The 19,171-nt window shown below is 71.4% G+C and carries 18 protein-coding genes; 7 read left to right on the top strand and 11 right to left on the bottom strand.

Features of this window, described 5'->3' with window-relative positions:
- Genes Q7L73_RS08140 through Q7L73_RS08115 form a run of 6 tightly spaced genes read right to left on the bottom strand, consistent with a single transcriptional unit; the run spans position 1 to position 7,113 of the window.
- The gene (locus Q7L73_RS08140) at positions 1 to 1,479 is read right to left on the bottom strand and encodes an L-fucose/L-arabinose isomerase family protein (protein ID WP_304688350.1); all 1,479 of its coding nucleotides are present in this window, start codon (positions 1,477 to 1,479) and stop codon (positions 1 to 3) included.
- The gene (gene rhaS, locus Q7L73_RS08135) at positions 1,479 to 2,576 is read right to left on the bottom strand and encodes a rhamnose ABC transporter substrate-binding protein (RefSeq protein WP_304688348.1); all 1,098 of its coding nucleotides are present in this window, start codon (positions 2,574 to 2,576) and stop codon (positions 1,479 to 1,481) included. Before rhaS ends, Q7L73_RS08140 begins: the two co-directional genes overlap by 1 nt.
- Positions 2,573 to 3,685, bottom strand: coding sequence for an ABC transporter permease (locus Q7L73_RS08130; protein ID WP_304688346.1), 1,113 nt, complete (start codon positions 3,683 to 3,685; stop codon positions 2,573 to 2,575). Before Q7L73_RS08130 ends, rhaS begins: the two co-directional genes overlap by 4 nt.
- Complete coding sequence (locus Q7L73_RS08125) at positions 3,678 to 4,715, bottom strand: ABC transporter permease (protein WP_304688343.1); 1,038 nt, start codon at positions 4,713 to 4,715, stop codon at positions 3,678 to 3,680. Before Q7L73_RS08125 ends, Q7L73_RS08130 begins: the two co-directional genes overlap by 8 nt.
- A complete protein-coding gene (locus tag Q7L73_RS08120) occupies positions 4,712 to 6,277 on the bottom strand; it encodes a sugar ABC transporter ATP-binding protein (protein ID WP_304688341.1) in 1,566 nt (521 codons plus the stop codon). The genes Q7L73_RS08125 and Q7L73_RS08120 overlap by 4 nt, the downstream gene beginning before the upstream one ends.
- Complete coding sequence (locus tag Q7L73_RS08115; RefSeq protein WP_304688339.1) at positions 6,274 to 7,113, bottom strand: DeoR/GlpR family DNA-binding transcription regulator; 840 nt, start codon at positions 7,111 to 7,113, stop codon at positions 6,274 to 6,276. The genes Q7L73_RS08120 and Q7L73_RS08115 overlap by 4 nt, the downstream gene beginning before the upstream one ends.
- A 207-nt stretch (positions 7,114 to 7,320) precedes the next feature.
- Between Q7L73_RS08115 and Q7L73_RS08110 the strand changes: the two genes are divergently transcribed.
- The 3 genes from Q7L73_RS08110 to Q7L73_RS08100 are packed head-to-tail and all read left to right on the top strand — an operon-like array spanning position 7,321 to position 10,192.
- Positions 7,321 to 8,109, top strand: a complete 789-nt coding sequence (locus Q7L73_RS08110) for a (Fe-S)-binding protein (protein ID WP_304688337.1) — start codon at positions 7,321 to 7,323, stop codon at positions 8,107 to 8,109.
- The gene (locus Q7L73_RS08105) at positions 8,106 to 9,545 is read left to right on the top strand and encodes a LutB/LldF family L-lactate oxidation iron-sulfur protein (protein WP_304688336.1); all 1,440 of its coding nucleotides are present in this window, start codon (positions 8,106 to 8,108) and stop codon (positions 9,543 to 9,545) included. The genes Q7L73_RS08110 and Q7L73_RS08105 overlap by 4 nt, the downstream gene beginning before the upstream one ends.
- A complete protein-coding gene (locus Q7L73_RS08100; RefSeq protein WP_304688334.1) occupies positions 9,542 to 10,192 on the top strand; it encodes an LUD domain-containing protein in 651 nt (216 codons plus the stop codon). The genes Q7L73_RS08105 and Q7L73_RS08100 overlap by 4 nt, the downstream gene beginning before the upstream one ends.
- A gap of 62 nt (positions 10,193 to 10,254) precedes the next feature.
- On the opposite strand, the gene Q7L73_RS08095 is transcribed toward Q7L73_RS08100, so the two are convergent.
- A complete protein-coding gene (locus Q7L73_RS08095) occupies positions 10,255 to 10,995 on the bottom strand; it encodes an SDR family oxidoreductase (protein WP_304688333.1) in 741 nt (246 codons plus the stop codon).
- Between the two features lie 109 nt (positions 10,996 to 11,104).
- On the opposite strand from Q7L73_RS08095, the gene Q7L73_RS08090 reads away from it, so the two are divergent.
- Together Q7L73_RS08090 and Q7L73_RS08085 are read left to right on the top strand one after the other, a co-directional pair.
- Positions 11,105 to 11,668 carry a PaaI family thioesterase gene (locus tag Q7L73_RS08090; protein WP_304688330.1) on the top strand — a complete coding sequence of 188 codons (564 nt, stop codon included), beginning with the start codon at positions 11,105 to 11,107 and terminating at the stop codon, positions 11,666 to 11,668.
- Positions 11,669 to 11,773: 105 nt separating this feature from the next.
- A complete protein-coding gene (locus tag Q7L73_RS08085; RefSeq protein ID WP_304688327.1) occupies positions 11,774 to 13,159 on the top strand; it encodes an ATP-binding protein in 1,386 nt (461 codons plus the stop codon).
- A 31-nt stretch (positions 13,160 to 13,190) separates the two neighbouring features.
- On the opposite strand, the gene Q7L73_RS08080 is transcribed toward Q7L73_RS08085, so the two are convergent.
- Both Q7L73_RS08080 and greA read right to left on the bottom strand, forming a co-directional pair.
- Positions 13,191 to 13,556 carry a hypothetical protein gene (locus tag Q7L73_RS08080; RefSeq protein WP_304688325.1) on the bottom strand — a complete coding sequence of 122 codons (366 nt, stop codon included), beginning with the start codon at positions 13,554 to 13,556 and terminating at the stop codon, positions 13,191 to 13,193.
- 7 nt (positions 13,557 to 13,563) lie between these two features.
- Positions 13,564 to 14,031: a transcription elongation factor GreA gene (greA, locus tag Q7L73_RS08075; RefSeq protein ID WP_304688323.1), complete on the bottom strand. Its 468-nt coding sequence runs from the start codon at positions 14,029 to 14,031 to the stop codon at positions 13,564 to 13,566.
- A gap of 34 nt (positions 14,032 to 14,065) precedes the next feature.
- On the opposite strand from greA, the gene Q7L73_RS08070 reads away from it, so the two are divergent.
- Positions 14,066 to 16,249, top strand: coding sequence for a DEAD/DEAH box helicase (locus Q7L73_RS08070; RefSeq protein WP_304688321.1), 2,184 nt, complete (start codon positions 14,066 to 14,068; stop codon positions 16,247 to 16,249).
- Positions 16,250 to 16,322: 73 nt separating this feature from the next.
- A complete protein-coding gene (locus Q7L73_RS08065) occupies positions 16,323 to 16,754 on the top strand; it encodes a hypothetical protein (protein ID WP_304688317.1) in 432 nt (143 codons plus the stop codon).
- Positions 16,755 to 16,789: 35 nt separating this feature from the next.
- Here the strand turns inward: Q7L73_RS08065 and Q7L73_RS08060 are convergent, their stop codons facing one another.
- The gene (locus Q7L73_RS08060; protein ID WP_304688314.1) at positions 16,790 to 18,013 is read right to left on the bottom strand and encodes a lipase family protein; all 1,224 of its coding nucleotides are present in this window, start codon (positions 18,011 to 18,013) and stop codon (positions 16,790 to 16,792) included.
- 75 nt (positions 18,014 to 18,088) lie between these two features.
- Positions 18,089 to 19,171, bottom strand: coding sequence for an alpha/beta fold hydrolase (locus tag Q7L73_RS08055; RefSeq protein ID WP_304688312.1), 1,083 nt, complete (start codon positions 19,169 to 19,171; stop codon positions 18,089 to 18,091).

Genomic DNA, 19,171 nt, shown 5'->3' with positions numbered 1-19,171 from the left:
CTACTTGACCTCCGCGTACTGCAGGCCGAGCAGCTTCGCGACGTTTCTGACCTCGGCGGCGACGTGGCCGACGCCGAGCGCGACGTGGTGGGTCGGGCCCTCCTCGCACCAGCGCTCGAAGAAGTCCGCCGGCTTGCTGCCGAAGACGAGCCGCGAGTTGGTGTTGCCGATCTTGAAGGTCGCGCCGGGGACCGACTCGCCCTCGCCGACGATCAGCTTCAGCCTGCCGTCGGCCGTCTGCGTGCAGCCGACGATCGTGATCGGGCCGAAGCGGACCTTCTGCTCGACCGACAGGCCGGCGCCGCGCTTGCCGTGGAAGACCTTCAGGTTGCGCAGCGTCGGCTGCTCCTGCGCGATCGCGAGGTGCCCGGGGCCGTCGTGGCCCATCAGGATGAAGTCCTCGTCGAAGTCGAGCCCGTAGAACTCGGTGTAGGAGCCGCCGGCGTCGAGACGGTCGAGCAGCAGCTGCGCGATGTTCGTCTTGATGTCGGCCTCGCCGGCCGTCGGGATCCCGCGCGCGGTGAGCAGCGAGTTGCCGACGATCACGCCGGCGCCGAGCCGCTCGGACTCGTTGCCGTCGACGCCACGGTAGTAGTACGTCAGCGCGTCCAGCTCGAAGTCGGCGGCGAGCTTGTCGAGGCCGACGGCGACGCGCGCGGACCAGTCGAGCTGCTCCTGCTCGATCGGCGCGGCGATCGGGTCGGTCGAGGCGTCGGCGAACGTGAACTGCGCGCGGATCTCCGACTCCTTCGCGGCCCGCTCCTGCTCGGTGACGGCCGCGACGCGCGCGCCGAGGTCGTCGATCTCGAGCACCTCGACGTGGGCGCCGAGCTGGCCGTGGACCATCGTGAAGTCGGTGTACATGTCGAGCATGCCGGCGTAGGCATGGCCCATGAAGCCGATGCGGGAGCGGCGCAGCGCGCGGGCGGCGCCGGCGGCGCGGACCCAGGCGGCGATCTTGTCCCAGGCGCGCTCGTCGTCGTCGATCGTGCCGGCGACGGTGTCGTACTGGATGCCCGCGCGGACGCAGGCGCCGGCGATCTCCGGCACGCAGCAGGCGGCGCAGTTGGCCAGCCACTCGCCCGTGTCGGTCGCCTCGTAGTCGAGCGTTCTGGTCGGCTGCAGCCCCAGCAGGACGACCGGGACGCCGGCCTCCTGGAGCGCGGGGATGACGACCGAGGAGGTCGCGTACGTGACGGCGTGGCAGAGCACGAGGTCGACCTGCTTCTGCGCGAACAGGTCACCTGCCGCGCGGCCGCCCTGCGCGGTGTCCACCAGGCCCGCGCTGACCACGTCCGCGCCAAGCTCGCGCACACGCTCCTCAACGCGCGCCTGGTAGCCCTCGCACCGCTCCTTGAGGCCCGCGAACTGGGGCCAGTACGCCTCGAGGCCGATCCCGAAGACCCCGACCCGCGCACGCTGCGCGGGTCGGGTCTCGGTCACGACCGTGCTGGTGCTGCTGACGGTCGTGGACGACATCAGAATCTGAAGTCGTCGATGTTGTCTCTGGTGAACTCCGTCGGCGGGCCGAGGACGATCTCGCCGTTGGCGAGGATCTCTCTCTCGCCGAGGCGGCCGGCCTCGAATCTCTCGCCCTCGGCACCGGTGATGATGCCCGAGGCCAGAGCGGCGGCCGCGTAGCCGCCGAGGTAGCCGACGTCCTTCGGGTTCCACAGCGCGAAGACCGGCGAGGTGCCGTCCTTCACGAACTTGCGCATCTGGTTCGGCGTGCCGAGACCGGTCACGGCGACTCTGCCCTTCTTCGGGGAGGTCGACAGGTAGCGGGCGGCGGCCGCGATGCCGACGGTGGTCGGCGCGACGATCGCTCTCAGGTTCGGGTAGGCCGACAGCAGGCCCTGGGCCTCCTGGAACGACTTCTGGTCGTCGTCGTCGCCGTAGGCGACCTTGACGAGTCTCAGACCGCTGTACTCAGGCGTCTTCAGTCTCTCCTGGAGGACTCTGATCCAGGCGTTCTGGTTGGTCGCGTTGGCGGTCGCGGACAGGACCGCTATCTCGCCTCTGCCACCCGGGACGACGGCCTTCGACATTCTCGCGAGCACCTCGCCGATGCCCTCGGTCGTCGCCTGGTTGATGAAGATCTGACGCGCGTCGGGCGCCGCGTCAGAGTCCTGCGTCACGACTCTGATGTCGCCCGCGATCGCTCTCTTGAGGACCGGGGCGACCGCGTTCGGGTCGTTCGCCGCGAGGATGATCGCGTCGGGCTGCTTCTGGATCGCAGACTGCAGCAGCGGGACCTGCGAAGAAGCGCCGGCGTCCGTCGGACCCTCGATCGTCGCCTCGCCGCCCAGCTCGCTGAACGCCTCGACCGTACCGCTGTCCTCGAGCTCCTCGTACGGGTTGCCGAGCTGCTTCGGCATGACGATGGCCTTCAGACCTCTTCTGTACTCACCGTCGGCGTTCGCCGCGGCACCACCGTCAGTGGACGACGCGGCAGGCGTGCTGCTCGCGTTCGACTCGGTGTCGTCCTTGGTGTCGCCACAGGCGGCGACGACCATCGCGAGCACGATCGCCAGAACGGCGACCCACAGCGCGCGCGACCGATGGAACAAACTCATCGATCCTCCTCCTTGCGGGGCTTGGTCGTGGTGGTCGTCGCGCGTCCAGCCCCAGGGGCACGCGAGCGCGTTGCGCGAGCGCGGGCATCCCGCGCGCGCACGACGAGGTTGGGGCCGAGCACCGAGCCGACGAGCAGCGTGCCGGTGACGATCTGGATCCAGTAGGACGAGACGCCGTCCGCGAGCAGCAGAGCCTTCTGGATCGAGCCCAAGAGGAAGACGGCCAGGATGACGCCGAAGAGCGTGCCCTTGCCGCCGAAGATGGAGACGCCGCCGAGCAGGACCGCGGCGACCACGGTCAGCTCCAGGCCGACGCCGACGTTGGCGGCGGCCGTCGAGTTGCGCAGCGTCATGATGATGCCGGCGAGCGCGGAGACCATGCCGGCGAGGACGTAGAGCGACAGCGTGACGCGCTTGACGCGGATGCCGCTGAAGCGCGCGGCCTCCTTGTTGGCGCCGATCGCGTAGATCGAGCGGCCGAACGGCGTCGCGTGCAGCGCTATCGCGAAGACGATCGCGAGGATCACGAATATGACCATCACGTTCGGGAACCAGCCGCCGCCGATCGTGCCGAACGCTCTCTCGGTCCAGCTCGACGGGAACGACGTGACCGACTCGTCGCCGAGGATCACGAGCGCGAGGCCGCGGTAGAGGCCGAGCGTGCCGATCGTGACGGCGAGCGACGGCAGGCCGAGCTGCGTCACGAGGAAGCCGTTGAAGACGCCGCAGACCGCGCCCATCGCGATGCAGATCGGCATGATCAGCTCGAGCGGCAGGCCGGCGTTCCAGAGCTCGCCCATGAGCGCGCTGGAGAGGCCGAGGATCGAGGCGACCGACAGGTCGATCTCGCCGGTGATGATGACGAGCGTCATCGGCAGCGCGATCAGCGCGACCTCGATCATGTCGAACGAGCCCGTCGTGAACGACGCCGACGTGAAGAACTTGTCGGAGAGGCCGGAGCCGACGAACAGGACGACGACGATCAGACCGACGATCAGCGTCTCCCAGCGCACGAGCGCGCCGGCCTCGAACTTCGCGCCGGCTCTGCCGCTCGGCGCGGCCGGCGGCGTGCCGCCGGCCTGGGGGGTGGTGGTGGCAAGCTCAGGCACGGCGGGCACTCCGCTGTCGCAGGGCGGCGTCGAGTCGCAGCCCGACGAGCCGGTCGAAGGCGATCGCGGCGATCAGCAGCGCGCCGACGGCGGCCTGCTGCCAGAAGGAGTCGATCCGCAGCACGATCAGGGACGAGGTGATGCAGCCGAGCAGGATCGCGCCGATCGCGGCGCCGTAGACCGAGCCGACGCCGCCGTTGATCGCGACGCCGCCGACGACGGCGGCCGAGATGACGGTCAACTCGTAGCCGGTGCCGGCGGTCGCGTCGACGGTGCCGAAGCGGGCGCAGTAGAGCGCGCCGCCGAGGCCGGCGAGCGCGCCGGAGGCGACGAACGCGCCGACGACGCGGCGGTCGACGCGGATGCCGGCGAGCTTGGCGGCGGCCTCGTTGGAGCCGATCGCGTACAGCTCGCGGCCGCTGCGGTAGTTGCTCAGGAAGAGGCCGACGACGACGACGATCGCGACGGCGATGACGAAGATCGTCGGGACGCCGAGGATCGTGCCGGTGCCGATGTTGAGGAAGCCGTCCGGCAGCGTCTCGGCGTTGATCTGACGGCCGTCGGTGTAGACGAACGCGATCCCGCGGAAGACGTACATCGTTCCGAGCGTCACGACCAGCGCCGGCACTCTGCCGAAGGTCGTCAGGACGCCGTTGATGACGCCGCAGAGGGCGCCGAGGACGACGCAGAGGAGGATCGCGACGATGATCGGCGTGCCGTGGTTGCTGAGCATGTCGCCGCAGAAGAAGGCGGCGAGGCCGAGCACGGAGCCGACCGACAGGTCGATGTTTCTGGTCAGGATGACCATCGTCATCCCGGCCGCGATCACCATGATGATCGAGGCGTTGCGGGCGAGGTCCTTGATCGAGTCGAGCTCGATGAAGCGCGGCTCGAGGATCGCCGTGACGGCGATCAGCAGCAGCAGGGCGATCACGATGCCCAGCTCGCGCATGCGGAAGACGACCTCGGAGAGGCGCCGGGCTCTCTCCCCCGCCTCCGTTCTGTCTATGGCGACGTCAGCGGTACTCATGCCGCCTGCTCCTCCTTCTGTCCCGTCGCGGCGCGCATGATGCGCTCCTCGTCGGCCTCTTCGCGGCTGAACTCGCCGGTCAGACGGCCCTCGTGCATCACGAGCACGCGGTCGGCCATGCCGAGCACCTCGGGCAGCTCGGAGGAGATCATCAGCACCGCCAGGCCTCTGGAGGCCAGCTCGGAGATCAGCCGGTGGACCTCCGCCTTGGTGCCGACGTCGATGCCGCGGGTCGGCTCGTCGATGATCAGCAGTCTCGGCTGGGTCGCCAGCCACTTCGCCAGCACGACCTTCTGCTGGTTGCCGCCGGAGAGCGTTCCGACGTGGTCGTCGAGCTTGTGGTACTTCAGCTGCAGGCGCGTCGCCCACTCGGACGCGAGCGCCTTCTCTCTGGCCGCGCGGATGATGCCGGCGGCCGACAGCTGCCGCATCCGCGTCATCGTCGCGTTGCGCGCGATCGACAGGTCCATCACGAGGCCCTGCTGACGCCGGTCCTCGGGGACGAAGCCGATGCCGGCCTTCATCGCCGCGGTCGGCTTGAACGTCGGCAGCCTTCTGCCGTTCATCTCGACGTGGCCGGCATCGAGTCTGTCGATGCCGAAGATCGCGCGCGCGACCTCCGAGCGGCCGGCGCCGACGAGGCCCGAGAGGGCGAGGATCTCGCCGGCCTTGACCTCGAAGCTGACGTCGAAGAAGACGCCCTCGCGGGTCAGCCGCTGCGCTCTCAGGACCGGCTTGCCGATCTCCGACGCGACCTTCGGGAAGAGCTGGTCGATGTCGCGGCCGACCATCCAGCGCACGAGGTCGTCGCTGGTCTTGCCGACGAGGTCGCCGTTGTAGGTGACCGCACCGTCGCGCATGACCGTGACGTGGTCGCAGATCGCGAAGATCTCCTCGAGCCGGTGGGAGATGAACATGACCGCCGCGCCGCGCTCTCTGAGCGTGCGCGTGACGCGGAAGAGGCGCTCGACCTCGGTGCCCGAGAGGGCGGCCGTCGGCTCGTCCATGATCAGCACGCGGGCGTCGAAGGAGAGCGCCTTGGCGATCTCGACGAGCTGCTGGTCGGCGATCGAGAGGCCGCGGACCGGGCGCTCCGGCGCGATCGCGACGCCCAGCTGTCTGAACAGCTCGGCGGTGCGCTTGTTCAGCTCGCCCTTGTCGATCCGCTTGCCGGCCGACAGCGGCTGGCGGCCCATGAAGACGTTCTCGGCGACCGTCAGGTCGGGGAAGAGCGTCGGCTCCTGGTAGATGATCGCGATGCCCTTGTCGCGGGCGTCGAGCGGGCCGTGGAACTCGGTCGGCTCACCGTCGACGAGGACCGTGCCGGCGTCCGGCCGGTAGACGCCGGCGAGCGTCTTCACGAGCGTCGACTTGCCGGCGCCGTTCTCGCCCAGCAGCGCGCGCACGTGGCCGCCGTACAGCTCCAGCGTCGCGTCGCGCAGCGCGTGCACGGCGCCGAAGCTCTTGCTGGCGCCGCTCAGCGCGAGGCGCGGCGTCTCGCCCGCGGGCGCTCCGCCGTCGCCGCCGCCGTGCTGCGCCGCGTCGATCGTTTCGTTGCTCATACCTCGCTCCCACGGCGCGCGCGTCCCGACGGGAGCCGACGCACCTCGATGCCGGTCGCGCGCAGAGACGCGACGTCTTCGGTCGTTGCCTCGTCGACGAGCACGCAGGCGAGCTGGTCGACGTTGGTGATCGCGGCCAGGCCGCGCGTGTGCAGCTTGCTGCCGTCGATCAGCAGCACGGGCTCTTCCGCGTGGCTGATCATGGCGCGCTTGACTTCCGCCTCCAGCGGATCCGCGTCGGTCAGGGTGCCGTCGCGGGAGAGTCCCTTGACGGACAGGAAGACCTTGTCGGCGAAGTGCTCGAGCACCGTGCGGACGGCGTGCGGGCCGACGAACGAGCGTGTCAGCCTGCGCATCGAGCCGCCGACGCCGATCAGCTCGACGTTGGCCTGGTCGGCGGCGCCGACCAGCTCCATCACGGGCACGGAGTTGGTCACGATCGTGACGGGCAGGCGCGCGGCGACGATCGCCTGCGCGGCGTGCCAGCAGGTCGAGGAGGAGTCGATGTAGACCGTCTCGTGCGGAGCGACGAGCGCGGCGGCGGCCTCGCCGAGGCGGCGCTTCGCGTCGGCGTCGACGCCGAGCCGGTGCTGGAAGGAGTCCTCGTGCGCGGCGACCCCGGGCAGCACGGCGCCGCCGTGCGTGCGGCGGGCGAGGCCCTGGCGCTCGAGCTCCGCGAGGTCGCGGCGGGCGGTCATCGAGGAGACGCCGAACTGCTCCTCCAGCGCAGCGACGGTGACCTCACCGTCGCGGTGGAGCAGGTCGACGATCGAGCGACGCCGCGAGGCCGCCATCACCGGGCGGCCGGTTGTGCTTGTTTGTTCGTTTGCTGCCATCTCTCTGTCCAAATGGACAAAAGCAATCAGAGCACAGAACATATCCGCACGTCAAGTCGAGTAAGGTTGGTCACACTCGACCACTCCCTTTTCTCCCGCCCGGCCTGGCGCACAGACGCGATCGAACTCGATCACGCTGATCGAACACCCTTCGCTCGTTGTCTTCGCGATATGGTCCGACCAATTCCCGGCGGAGGAGCTTCTCTCGTGCGGATCGCGCTCTTCATCACTTGCTTCAACGACACGCTCTTTCCTCGGACGGGGCAGGCGGTCGTGCGCCTGCTCGAACGGCTGGGTCACGAGGTGGTATTCCCACTCGAACAGACCTGCTGCGGCCAGATGCACTTCAACTCGGGCTATCACGACGAGGCACTGCCGCTCGTGCGCCGCTTCGCACGCGTCTTCAGAGACGAGCCGCTGATCGTCTCGCCGTCGGGCTCCTGCGTCGCGATGGTGCGCGACCACTACCCGCACGTCGCGAAGGAGTCGGGCGATCCCGAGCTGATCGAGGCTGTTCGCACGCTCGGCGAGCGAACGTTCGAGTTGAGCGAGCTGCTCATCGACGTGCTCGGCCTCGGCGACGTCGGCGCCTACTACCCGCACCGCGTCACCTACCACCCCAGCTGCCACGCGCTGCGGATGCTGCACATCGGCGACAAGCCGCTGCAGCTGCTGCGGGCGGTCAGAGGGATCGACCTGGTCGAGCTGCCGGCGGCCGAGCAGTGCTGCGGCTTCGGCGGCACCTTCGCGATCAAGAACGCCGACACCTCGATCGCGATGCTCGACGACAAGCTGACGAACGTGCAGGAGACCGGCGCCGAGGTCTGCACCGCGGCCGACAACTCCTGCCTGATGCACATCGGCGGCGGCCTCTCGCGCCAGCGCGCGGGCGTCAGCGCCGTCCATCTCGCCGAGATCCTCGCCTCGACCGAGGCCGAGCCGTTCGGCGTCCCCGCCGTCGGCTCCGGCGACGCGATCACGGTGGTGAGAGCATGACCACGAGCGCCTCCTGGCCCGACGTCCCGGCCTTCCCGCTCGCCGCCAAGAGCGCGCTCGCCGACGCGCAGATGCGCCGCAACATCGGCATGGCGACCTCGACGATCCGCGAGAAGCGCACCGGCGTGGTCGAGGAGATGCCGGACTGGGAGCAGCTGCGCGAGGCCGGCCGGGCGCTGAAGGAGCGCACGCTGCGCCACCTCGACGAGCACCTGCTGACGCTGGAGGAGTCGGTCACGCGCGCCGGCGGCGTCGTCCACTGGGCGCGCGACGGCGACGAGGCGAACGCGATCGTCACCCGCATCGCGAAGTCCAAGGGCGTCTCGGAGGTCGTCAAGGTCAAGTCGATGGCGACGGTCGAGATCGAGCTCAACGAGGCGTTGGAAGCGGCCGGCATCACGGCGCTGGAGACCGACCTCGCGGAGCTGATCGTGCAGCTCGGCAGAGACCGCCCGTCGCACATCCTCGTGCCGGCGATCCACCGCAACCGGGCCGAGATCCGCGACATCTTCCGCCGCACGATCGGGCCCGAGACGCTGACCGACGAGCCGGCCGAGCTGGCCGAGGCGGCGCGCCGCTTCCTGCGCGAGAGATTCCTGCGCGCGAGAGTCGGCGTCAGCGGCGCGAACTTCGCCGTCGCCGAGACCGGCGCGATCGCGGTGCTGGAGTCCGAGGGCAACGGCCGCATGTGCACGACGCTGCCGGAGACGCTGATCACCGTCTGCGGGATCGAGAAGCTCGTGCCGGCGTGGCAGGACCTCGAGGTCTTCCTGCAGCTGCTCCCCCGCTCCTCGACAGCGGAGCGGATGAACCCGTACACGACGCTCTGGAGCGGCGCCCGCGACGACGACGGCCCGCGCGAGTTCCACCTCGTGCTGCTCGACAACGGCCGCACCGACTCGCTCGCCGACGAGCTGGCGCGCCAGACGCTCGCGTGCATCCGCTGCTCGGCCTGCCTCAACGTCTGCCCGGTCTACGAGCGCACCGGCGGCCACGCCTACGGCTCGGTCTACCCGGGCCCGATCGGCGCGATCCTGACGCCGCAGCTGGCCGGCATGAGAGCGGCCGGGTCGCTGCCGTTCGCCTCCTCGCTGTGCGGCGCCTGCTACGAGGTCTGCCCGGTCAAGATCGACATACCGACCGTGCTCGTGCACCTGCGCGACCGCTCCAACAAGGAGAGAGCGGCGGCGTCGCTGAAGGGGCGGCTCGACCCGGAGCGGCTGGCGCTGAAGGCGGTCGCGAAGGGCTTCGCGACGCGCGGCCGCTACGAGCGGCTGCAGAAGCTCGGGCGGCTGGGCCAGTGGCCGCTGGCGCGCAAGGGCAAGATCGAGAGGCTGCCCGGCGAGCTGGGCGGCTGGACGAAGGCGCGCGACCTGATGCCGATCCCCGACCAGACCTTCCGCGAGTGGTGGGTGGAGCGGGAGGCCTCACGATGAATGCCGCCCGTGACGCGATCCTCGCGCGGGTGCGCGCTGCGCTGAGAGACGTCCCCGAGGCGGAGCGAGCGGACGATGTCGCCGTCGCACGCGACTACCGCACCGAGGGCACGCTGCCGCATGCGGAGGTCGTCGCGCTGTTCGCCGAGAACTGCGCCGACTACCGCGCCAACGTGCGCGAGGTCGACGCCGCCGGGCTGCCGGGCGCGATCGCCGAGGCGCTCGCCGCACGCGGCGCCAGACGGCTCGCGATCCCCGCCGACCTGCCGGCGCAGTGGCGCGCCGGCGACGGCGTCGAGTGGGTCGAGGACCACGGCCTCTCGCATGACGCGCTGAGCGCGGTCGACGGGGTCGTCACCGGCTGCGCCGTCGCGGTCGCGCTGAACGGGACGATCGCGCTCGACGGCGGCGTCGCGCAGGGCCGCCGCGCGCTGACGCTGCTGCCCGACTACCACCTCTGCGTCGTCCACGCCGAGCAGGTCGTCGAGCTGGTGCCGGAGGGGATCGCGCGGCTGCGCGAGGCGGCCCTCGCCGGCCAGCCGATGACGATCGTCGCCGGCCCCTCGGCGACCTCCGACATCGAGTTCAACCGCGTCGAGGGCGTCCACGGCCCGCGCACGCTCGACGTGCTCGTCGTCACCGGCTGACGCCGCCGCCCGCCGCCGTCCCGCGCCCGCCGCGCCGCCGCGCCCCGCCCGCGGACGCGGCCTCAGGCGGCCGCCGTCGCCGCGTCGTAGCGCGCCTGCACGCCGGGGTAGAGCGTCGCGAGGTCGTCCGCGAGATTGGCCTTGACCGCGCGGCTGACGTCGTCGGCGAGGACCTCCTCGGCACCGGCCTCGATCCCCGCGAGGACCGCCGCGACGACCTCCTCCGGCGTGCTCTTGGGGTCGCTCACGCCGGCCGTCATGTCGGTGTCGACGTAGCCGACGTGGACGCCGACCACCTGCGTCCCCTGGCCGCGCAGCTGCACCCGCAGCGCGTTGGTCGCCGCCCACGCGGCGGCCTTCGAGGCGGCGTAGGTGCCGCTGCCGGGGAAGTGGACCCATGACAGCGCCGAGTGCATGTGCACGAGCGCGCCGCCGCCGTTGGCGGCGAGCACCGGCGCGAAGGCGCGCGCGACGTTCAGCAGGCCGAAGTAGTTGACCTCCAGCTCCGCGCGGGCGCCGTCGATCGCGTGCTCGTCCAGCGGCGAGGTGCCGCTCGCGATGCCCGCGTTGGAGATCACCAGCCGCACGTCGCCGGCCGCCCGCGCCGCCGCCTCGGCCTGCGCGGCGTCGGTCACGTCGAGCGCCAGCGGCACGACCCGCGGGTCGTCGGCGGCGACGCTGCGCGGATCGCGCGCGGCGGCGTAGACCTTCGCCGCGCCGGCGTCGAGCAGCGCCCGCACGTAGGCGGCGCCGAGCCCGCGATTGGCGCCGGTGACGAGCGCGACGGTTCCAGACAGTTCCATGACCGTTCCCTTCGTGGATGCGCCCGCACCGCGCGAGCCGCCACCGCGTCAGCGGTCGCCGTCTCGTTGCAGCTTGCATTTTGCAAGGGCACTCGCCACAGTACCACGCATGACGCTCGACACAGACCCGCGCGACCCGGCCGGCCCCACCGACGCGGCCGCGGCCGCACCACCCGCCAGCTGGGGCGAGCCGCGCACGCGCACCGTCACCTGGTTCGACCCGCTCCAGGCCGCGGCCACGGGCGCGCAGCTGCCCGGCCGCGCCTACCTGGAGGCGATCGCCGACGGCACGCTGCCGCCACCCCCGATCGCCTCGCTGTTCAGCTTCCGCATCACCGAGGTCGGCGACGGCGAGGCGCGCTTCGCAGTCGTCCCGGACGAGTCGGCCTACAACCCGATCGGCCTCGTCCACGGCGGCCTCGTCTGCACGCTGCTGGACTCGGTCGTCGGCTGCGCGGTCCACAGCCAGCTGCCCGCCGGCACCGGCTACACCTCGATCGAGCTGAAGGTCAGCTACCTCCGCCCCGTCCGCGCCGACAGCGGCGAGATCCACGCCCACGGCTGGGTCACCAAGCCAGGCCGCCGCGTCGCCTTCGCCGAGGGCGACGTCCGCTCCGCCGACGGCGCCCTGCTCGCCAGCGCCAGCAGCAGCCTCCTGATCATCGCCCCATAGACCGTCTCGACAGTCGCTATCTCACCACTTGCTATATCGCAACATAGTATTCCTTGAAATAGCAACTCATGACATAGCGGTTTTAGCTGCGCTACCCTGTGGTGCATGGCACGCGAGCTGGTCGACCGCAGACACGAGGCTGAGCTGCTGCGCCAGGCGCAGGCCGCCCCGCCCAGCCTCGCGATCCTCCGCGGCCGCCGCCGCATCGGCAAGAGCTTCCTGCTCGCGCGCGTCCTCGACGGCGAGCGTGTCGTCAGCTTCCAGGCCGACGAGCAGGACCAGCGCGGCCACCTCGACCTGCTCGCCGTCGAGGCGGCGCGCCTGCTGCCCGGCGCTCCCCCGCTGCACTTCGGCGACTGGGACGAGGCGCTGCGCTTCTTCGCGACGCAGGCCGAGCAGGCGCAGGTGACGGTGATACTGGACGAGTTCCAGTACCTCTGCAGCGCGCAGCCGGCGCTGCCGTCGATCATCCAGCGCCACTGGGATCGCTGGGATCGCGACGAGCTGCCGCTGACGCTCGTGCTGTCGGGCAGCGCGCTGTCGTTCATGGAGGGCCTGCTCGGCCACGACGCGCCGCTCTACGGCCGCGCGACCCAGCGCCCCTTCCTCGGCCCGCTCGACTACCGCGACGCCGCCGGCTTCGTCAGAGCCAGCGATCCGGAGGCGCTGCTGCGCCGCTACGCCGTCATCGGCGGCACGCCCCAGTACCAGGCGTGGGCCGGCGACCGGCGGCTGGAGACGGTCCTGCGCAGCGCCGTGCTGGCGAAGGACCACCCGCTCTACGAGGACCCGCTGCACCTGCTGCGCGAGGGCGAGGGCGTGCGCGACCCCGCGACCTACTTCTCGATCCTGCGCGCGATCGCCGGCGGCGCGACCCAGCACAACCAGATCGCGACGCAGACCAACATCGCCAGCAGCAACCTCGGCGCGCGGCTGGTGCGGCTGGAGGACCTCGGCTACCTGACCGGCTGGGCGCCCCTGTCGGCCGATGGGCCGGAGCCGCGCCGCACCAGCTGGCGGATCGCCGACCCCTACTTCGCCTTCTACTTCCGCTACGTCTTTCCCAACCGCAGCCGGCTCGAGCGCGGCCTCGTCGAGGAGGTCGCACGCGAGATCGGCGCCGACCTCGACAACATCATGGGCCGCGCCTTCGAGGACGCCTGCCGCACCTGGGTCGGCAGCTACGCCGACGAGCCGGAGGTCGGCGGCAGCGAGCAGCTCGGCTCGTGGTGGTCGCGCGACGGCAGCGTCGAGATCGACGTCGTCGGCGTGCGCAAGGGCCGCTACGCGCTGCTGGGCTCGTGCAAGTGGCGCCGCACCGTCGGCGCCGACGTGCTCGACGACCTGCACGAGGCGCAGGCCGCCCTCGGCGGCAAGGCGATGGGCGCGCGGCTGGCGCTGTTCGCCCGCCGCGGCTTCAGCGACGAGCTGCGCGAACGGGCGCAGCGGGAGCGGATCCTGCTCGTCACCGCCGCCGACCTGTTCGCGTAGGCGCGGCGGCGGGCGCCTCACGGCGCCGCCGCTAGAACGCTCTCCCCTCGACGCCCCAGCGGCCGCTCGGGGTCTCGTCGACCACGACCCAGACGCGCGCCTCGGGCGCGATCGCCTTGACCTTCGCGGTGCTGTCGGCGATCAGCGCGGCGGCGGCCGCGTCGTCGAGGCCGCCCGCGATCAGGCCGATCGTGACGACGACCAGCGGCAGCGCGGGCGCGGCGCCGGCGACGAACGCCGGCTGCTCCTGCGCGAAGGCCCACACCTTCGCGCGGTTCTCGTCGCTCGCCTCCCAGCCGCGATGGCGCAGCAGCAGCTCGGTCAGCTCGCCGGTCAGCGGGCCGAGCGAGGCGGCCGGCAGCGCGCCGTGTGAGAACTGGACGTCGAGCTTCGGCACGCGCCGCTCAGCCGACTCTGACGACGTGCAGCGTGCGCACGCCGGTGGGCGTGTGGACTCTCACGTCCTCGCCCTCGCCGGCGCCGATCAGCGCTCTGGCGACCGGCGACTCGATCGACAGCCTGCCGTCTCTCGCGCTCGCCTCGGCAGCGCCGACAAGCGTGTACGTCGCGACCTTGCCGGACTTCTCGTCACGCACCTCGACGGTCGAGCCGAAGGCGACGACGCTGGCGTCGGAGGCGGCCGCGACGACGACCGCGTTGCGCTCACGCTCGTTCAGCTTGAGGATCCGCGTCTCGAGGTGCGCCTGCTCCTCCTTGGCGGCGTGGTACTCGGCGTTCTCCTTCAGATCGCCCCACTCGCGCGCGATCCGGATGCGCTCGGCGATGTCGCGCCGGGCCGGCCCCTCCAGCTGCTCCAGCTCGGCGCGCAGCGCGTCGAGACCCTCTTGCGTGATGGCATAGCCCTCTGTCATCCAGACAGTTTCGCAGTCTCTAGCCTTGTCTGTGATGGAGCTTGTCCCCGAACGCCCGAACGTTGACCTGCGCGACGACGCCGAACGGGGCCGGATCGTCGTGCTCGCGTTCCCCTACGAGCGCCACCTGGTCGAGGCCGTGCGCGGGATCCCGCACCGCCGCTTCGACTGGGACACGTACGAATGGTGGGCGCCGATCGACGCCTGGGTCGCGCTCCACGTCGCCGACCTGCTGAGACGGTTCCCGGAGCTGACGCCGAGCGACCGCGTCGCCGAATGGCTCGACGCGATCGAGCGCCGCTGGCTCGGCCACGTCCGCACGACCCGCCACGACGGCCGCGGCTGGTTCGTGCTGCAGACGCTCGCCGGCGAGGTGCCCGCGGGCCTGCTCGACGGCTCGGTCACGCGCGAGGAGGACGGCGCGCTGCTGATCTCGCTGACGGAGGAGCACGCCCACCTGCTGCGCGAGCAGGAGTCGGCCAAGCTCGACGCCGCCGCTGACCGCACCGTCTCGGCGCTGGAGCTGGGCGACGTGCCGCCGCCGGCGCGGCTGATCGGCACCCACGGCGTCGAGGGCGCGCGGCTGCGGCTGGAGGCGCTGTGGGACCCGACCGCCGGCCTCGCCTTCGACGACCTGCCCGGCAACGAGGGCGAGCGCACCGTCCCCGTCGATCCGTGGCTGCTGGAGCCGCTGGAGCACTTCATCCGCCTGCACGAGGTCGAGGTCAGCTTCTCCGCCAGCGGCGCGCTGCGCAGGCTGCGCGAGGAGCACGCGCGCGCCGCCGCCCAGATCAGAGCCTCGCGCGCGACCGAGGCGCCGCCGCTGGAGGCGACGGCCGCCAGACTCGGCGGCGAGCTGGAGCCGTTCCAGTGGGCCGGCGTCAGGTACGTGCTCGACGCCCGCCGCGCCTTCCTCGCCGACGAGCAGGGCCTCGGCAAGACGGTCGAGGCGCTCGCCGCGCTGGAGGCCGACGACGCCTACCCGGCGATCGTCGTCTGCCCCGCCTCGCTGAAGCTCAACTGGGAGCGCGAGGCGCGCGACTGGCTGCCGCACCGCGGCGTCAGCGTCGTTGAGGGCCGCCAGGCGGTGCCGAGGACGAACGAGATAACGATCCTCAACTACGAGCTGATCGACCACCACCGCGAGACGCTCGCGCGGCTGCGGCCGAAGGCGCTCGTGCTCGACGAGGCGCACTACTGCAAGAACCCGTCGGCGAAGCGGACGCGCGCCGTGCGCAGACTGGCCGAGTCGATGGGGCCGGACAAGCTGCGGCTGGCGCTGACCGGCACGCCGGTGCTCAACCACCCCGACGAGCTGATCTCGCAGCTGCGCGTGCTCGGGCGGCTGGACGAGTTCGGCTCCGGCGCCCGCTTCAAGCAGCAGTTCCGCGGCCCGCTGACCGAGGAGCGGCTGCACTGGCACCTGCGCAAGAGCTGCTTCGTGCGGCGCCTCAAGAGCGAGGTGCTGCCGCAGCTGCCGGCCAAGCGCCAGACGGTCGTGCCGGTCGCGCTCGACAACATGAAGGAGTACCGGCTCGCCGAGGACGACGTGATCAAGTGGCTGCGCGAGCAGCCGTACGACCTGTCGGAGCTGAACGCGAAGATCGCCGCGACGCTGCGCGCCAAGCGGCTGGCGCAGCTCGGCGCGCTGCAGCAGATCGCCGCGCGCGGCAAGCTGGCGGCGGCGCTTGCGTGGATCGACGACTTCCTCGCAAGCGGCGAGGCGCTGGTCGTCTTCGCCCGCCACGTCGAGGTGCAGGAGGCGGTGCTGAGACGCTTCCCGGACGCGCTCCACCTGCTCGGCCGCGACTCGATCCGGGCGCGCGAGCTGTCGGTCGCGCAGTTCCAGGACCCCAGAGGCCCGCAGCTGATCGTCGCCGCGACGCGCGTCGCCGGGCAGGGCATCACGCTGACGCGCGCCTCCAACGTCGCCTTCCTCGAGCTGGAGTGGACGCCGGCGATGCACGACCAGGCCGAGGACCGCTGCCACCGCATCGGCCAGCACGACGCGGTCACCGCCTGGTACCTGCTGGCCGCGAGAACGATCGACGAGACGATGGCGCGGCTGATCCAGCGCAAGCGCGGGATCGTCGCCGCCGTCACCGACGGCCGCCGGCTCGACGGCGACAGCCTCGTCGAGGAGGTCGTGCGCGAGCTGCGCGACGGCAGACCGTTCCGCCACCTGAAGGCGGTCACCGAGCCCGCCGCGGCTACGTAGTTCCCACGCAACCGGCGCCAGAACGGCCACGCGCCGGAAAAATGGTCTGGTTCGTCTTCGACCAGGAGGATCGATGCACCGCCCCGCCCTCGCGCTCGCCGCGCTCAGCTCGCTCGCCGCCGTCGCCGTCCCGACCGCCGCGTTCGCCGCATCCGCCAACAAGGCGAAGGTCGGCGTCTACGCCGACACCACCGCCGACCGCGGCATGACGCTGCAGGTGACGCCGAAGCTGAACAAGCTGAGAATATTCCAGGTCGCCTGTCTCAACGACGCGGGCAGACCGGGCGGCACGATCAACGTCAGAAACGTGCCGATCAAGGCGAACGGCACGTTCAAGATCGACGGCACGGTGAGAGTCTCCAGCGGCTTCGACGACTTCAAGACGAAGATGCTGATCACCGGCAGATTCCAGGCCAATCGCGTCGTGGGGACGAGCACGGCAAGAGGCGGATCGTGCGGCACCGTCAGATTCAACGGCAGATACTACGGCAACGCCCAGGGCTGAATTGAGCCCCGGCCCCGGGCGTCACCGATCCGGATTCAGCAGTTGTTGCTGGGCGCAGCCACGCCGGCGAAGCGGTCCGCGAGCCAGTTGACGACCTCTATCTGAGCGCCGAGCTGGGTCGAGACGTGCTCCAGCGGGTAGGCCGAGAGCTTCGTTCTGGCGCCGAGCGCGCACCACTGTCTCTGGAGGTTCTGCTCGACCGAGTACGGGATCACCTCGTCGTAGGAGCCGTGGTACTGGAGCACCGGCACCTGCGGTCTGATCCCGCCGAGGTTGTTGGCGTCGAGCGCGGCTCTGAACGCCGGCTGCACCGTCGGGTCGATGCCGCCGACCGTGTACTCGGTCAGGTGGTGGGCGGCGTAGAGCGCGAGCGCCGGCAGCTGGCAGAGCGAGTTGAGCGTCGAGATCGCCAGTCTGCCGTAGAGCGTCAGGTATCTGTTGACGTCGAGCGCCGGGTAGCCGCCGCGGAAGCCGATCGCGGTGCCGGCGAGGAAGGCGAAGAAGGCGGAGCCGTCGATGTTGTTCTTGACCGCCTGCAGGTTCGCCGGCGTGCCGCCGCCGGCGACGCCGACGACGTTCAGCTCAGGCGCGTAGGTCGCCTCCTGCTGGATCACCCAGCCGGCCGCGCCGCCGCCCTGCGAGTAGCCCTCGACGCCGACCTGCGTCGTCGCGCTGATGCCGGCCGGCGACAGCCGCGTCGCCGCGCGCAGGATGTCGAGGACCGCTCTGCCCTCGGAGATGCCGACGTTGTACTGGTGGTCGCCAGGCGTGCCGAGGCCCGGGTAGTCGGTCACCGCGACGGCCCAGCCGCGCGCGAGCAGGTTCGAGACGGCGAAGCTCTCGTCGAAGTTGCCGGCGGTCATCTCGCGCGACGGCGCGCACGAGTCGTCCCAGCCCTGCGTGCCGCTGGCGTAGGCGGTCAGCGGCCGCGTGCCTCTGCCCGTCCAGGCGGCTCTCGGCACGAGCACGGTGCCGGAGACCGCTATCGCGTTGCCGGCGACGTTGGTCGAGCGGTAGAGCACCTCGTACGCGTTCGCGTTGTTGTCTCTCGCGATCGAGGTGTTGGCGACGCGGTACCAGATCACGTCGCCGGCTCTGCCCGCGGGCAGCGGGCTCGGCGGCGTGTAGAAGGCGTTGCCCGACGGCGGGTCGAGCGCGAGCGCGGGCGTCGCGGCGCAGGCCAGCGCAGCGAGCAGCGTGACGAGCGCAAGCAGCGCGCGGACAGGCGAAAGCGACCGGCAGCGGATGCTGTTCGGCATCTGAAATCTCCCCTTCCCCGAGGGCGGGACCCCATGACCCGCCCGGTGACTCCGGAAAGCTGTACCTTAGTGCAGCTACGCGGCCGCGTGGGATTTCTTGGGCGCGAGCCCCGCGCGCTCGGCCAGCCGCTCGAGCGCGGCGTTGACCGCGTCCGGCTGTTCGATCGGGCTCATGTGGCCGGAGCTTGGCAGCTCGACCCGCTCCGCCAGCTGCGGCAGCGCGGCCGCCATCCGCTCGACGTGCGGCGGCGGTGTGAGACGGTCGCTGCCGCCGCCGAGCAGCAGCGTCGGGACGGTCAGGTTGTCGAGCGCGTCGAGCAGGTCCAGCCGCGTCATCGTGCGGCCGAAGCCGGCGCGCACCTCGCGCCGGCACTCCATCACCATCTGCTGGCAGAAGGCGACCTGGGCCGGCGTCGCGCTCGGTGACAGGGCGACGTACTGGACGGCGCGCAGGCTGACCGGCGAGGCCGGCGGCAGCGGCGCGCTGGCCGACAGGAAGATGCCGCCCGCGACCGCTTTCGTGCGTCTCATCCCGGCCGGCAGCTTGAGGATCAGCGCCTGGTCGATCAGGTCGCCGAGGCCGGTGTTGAGCAGCGCCGCGCCCGCGGCGCGCGCCTCCACCTCGCGCGGGAAGCGGCCGGCCCAGGCGGCGATCGTCATCGCGCCGAGCGAGTGGCCGACGAGCAGCGCCTTGCGGCCCTCGGGCACGGTCGCCTCCAGCACCGCCTGCAGGTCCTCGGCGAGCGCGTCGGTCGAGAAGTCGTCGCCGGCCGGCAGGCCGCTGTCGCCGTGGCCGCGCAGGTCGTACGTGACGATCCGGTAGCGGTCGGTGAGGCCGTGCAGCTGCCCGGTCCAGAAGCGGCGGGCGCAGGTCCAGCCGTGGATGAAGACGAGCGGCGGCCCGTCCGGCGGCCCGAACAGCTCGACCGCGAGCGTCGTGCCGTCACGCGAGACGACCTCGCGGCGCTCGCCGCTGGGCACGTCGAACAGCAGGTCGTGGTTGGGATCGGCGGCGATCCTGCGCAGGTCGCGGCGACGCGCCGCCTCCCACGCGGCGACGCCGGCGCCGACGCCCAGCAGCGCGCCTGCCTCGACCCAGCGGCGCGCGCCGCCCCATTCGCTGCGGCGGCCCGCGCCGTCCTGCTCGCGCTCGCTCAT

It is taken from the genome of Conexibacter sp. CPCC 205762 (assembly GCF_030646155.1).
In the GTDB taxonomy this organism is placed as follows: Bacteria; Actinomycetota; Thermoleophilia; order Solirubrobacterales; family Solirubrobacteraceae; genus Conexibacter.
The sequence above is the reverse complement of the archived record's forward strand: the minus strand, read 5'-3'. Positions and strand labels throughout refer to the sequence as shown.

Coding starts and splice junctions, on each gene's coding strand:
- Q7L73_RS08085 (WP_304688327.1), top strand. CDS start 11,774: ATGGCACGCGAGCTGGTCGACCGCAGACACGAGGCTGAGCTGCTGCGC.
- Q7L73_RS08090 (WP_304688330.1), top strand. CDS start 11,105: ATGACGCTCGACACAGACCCGCGCGACCCGGCCGGCCCCACCGACGCG.
- greA (WP_304688323.1), bottom strand. CDS start 14,031: ATGACAGAGGGCTATGCCATCACGCAAGAGGGTCTCGACGCGCTGCGC.
- Q7L73_RS08105 (WP_304688336.1), top strand. CDS start 8,106: ATGACCACGAGCGCCTCCTGGCCCGACGTCCCGGCCTTCCCGCTCGCC.
- Q7L73_RS08140 (WP_304688350.1), bottom strand. CDS start 1,479: ATGTCGTCCACGACCGTCAGCAGCACCAGCACGGTCGTGACCGAGACC.
- Q7L73_RS08120 (WP_304688341.1), bottom strand. CDS start 6,277: ATGAGCAACGAAACGATCGACGCGGCGCAGCACGGCGGCGGCGACGGC.
- Q7L73_RS08065 (WP_304688317.1), top strand. CDS start 16,323: ATGCACCGCCCCGCCCTCGCGCTCGCCGCGCTCAGCTCGCTCGCCGCC.
- Q7L73_RS08115 (WP_304688339.1), bottom strand. CDS start 7,113: ATGGCAGCAAACGAACAAACAAGCACAACCGGCCGCCCGGTGATGGCG.
- Q7L73_RS08060 (WP_304688314.1), bottom strand. CDS start 18,013: ATGCCGAACAGCATCCGCTGCCGGTCGCTTTCGCCTGTCCGCGCGCTG.
- Q7L73_RS08095 (WP_304688333.1), bottom strand. CDS start 10,995: ATGGAACTGTCTGGAACCGTCGCGCTCGTCACCGGCGCCAATCGCGGG.
- Q7L73_RS08055 (WP_304688312.1), bottom strand. CDS start 19,171: ATGAGCGAGCGCGAGCAGGACGGCGCGGGCCGCCGCAGCGAATGGGGC.
- Q7L73_RS08125 (WP_304688343.1), bottom strand. CDS start 4,715: ATGAGTACCGCTGACGTCGCCATAGACAGAACGGAGGCGGGGGAGAGA.
- Q7L73_RS08100 (WP_304688334.1), top strand. CDS start 9,542: ATGAATGCCGCCCGTGACGCGATCCTCGCGCGGGTGCGCGCTGCGCTG.
- Q7L73_RS08070 (WP_304688321.1), top strand. CDS start 14,066: ATGGAGCTTGTCCCCGAACGCCCGAACGTTGACCTGCGCGACGACGCC.
- rhaS (WP_304688348.1), bottom strand. CDS start 2,576: ATGAGTTTGTTCCATCGGTCGCGCGCGCTGTGGGTCGCCGTTCTGGCG.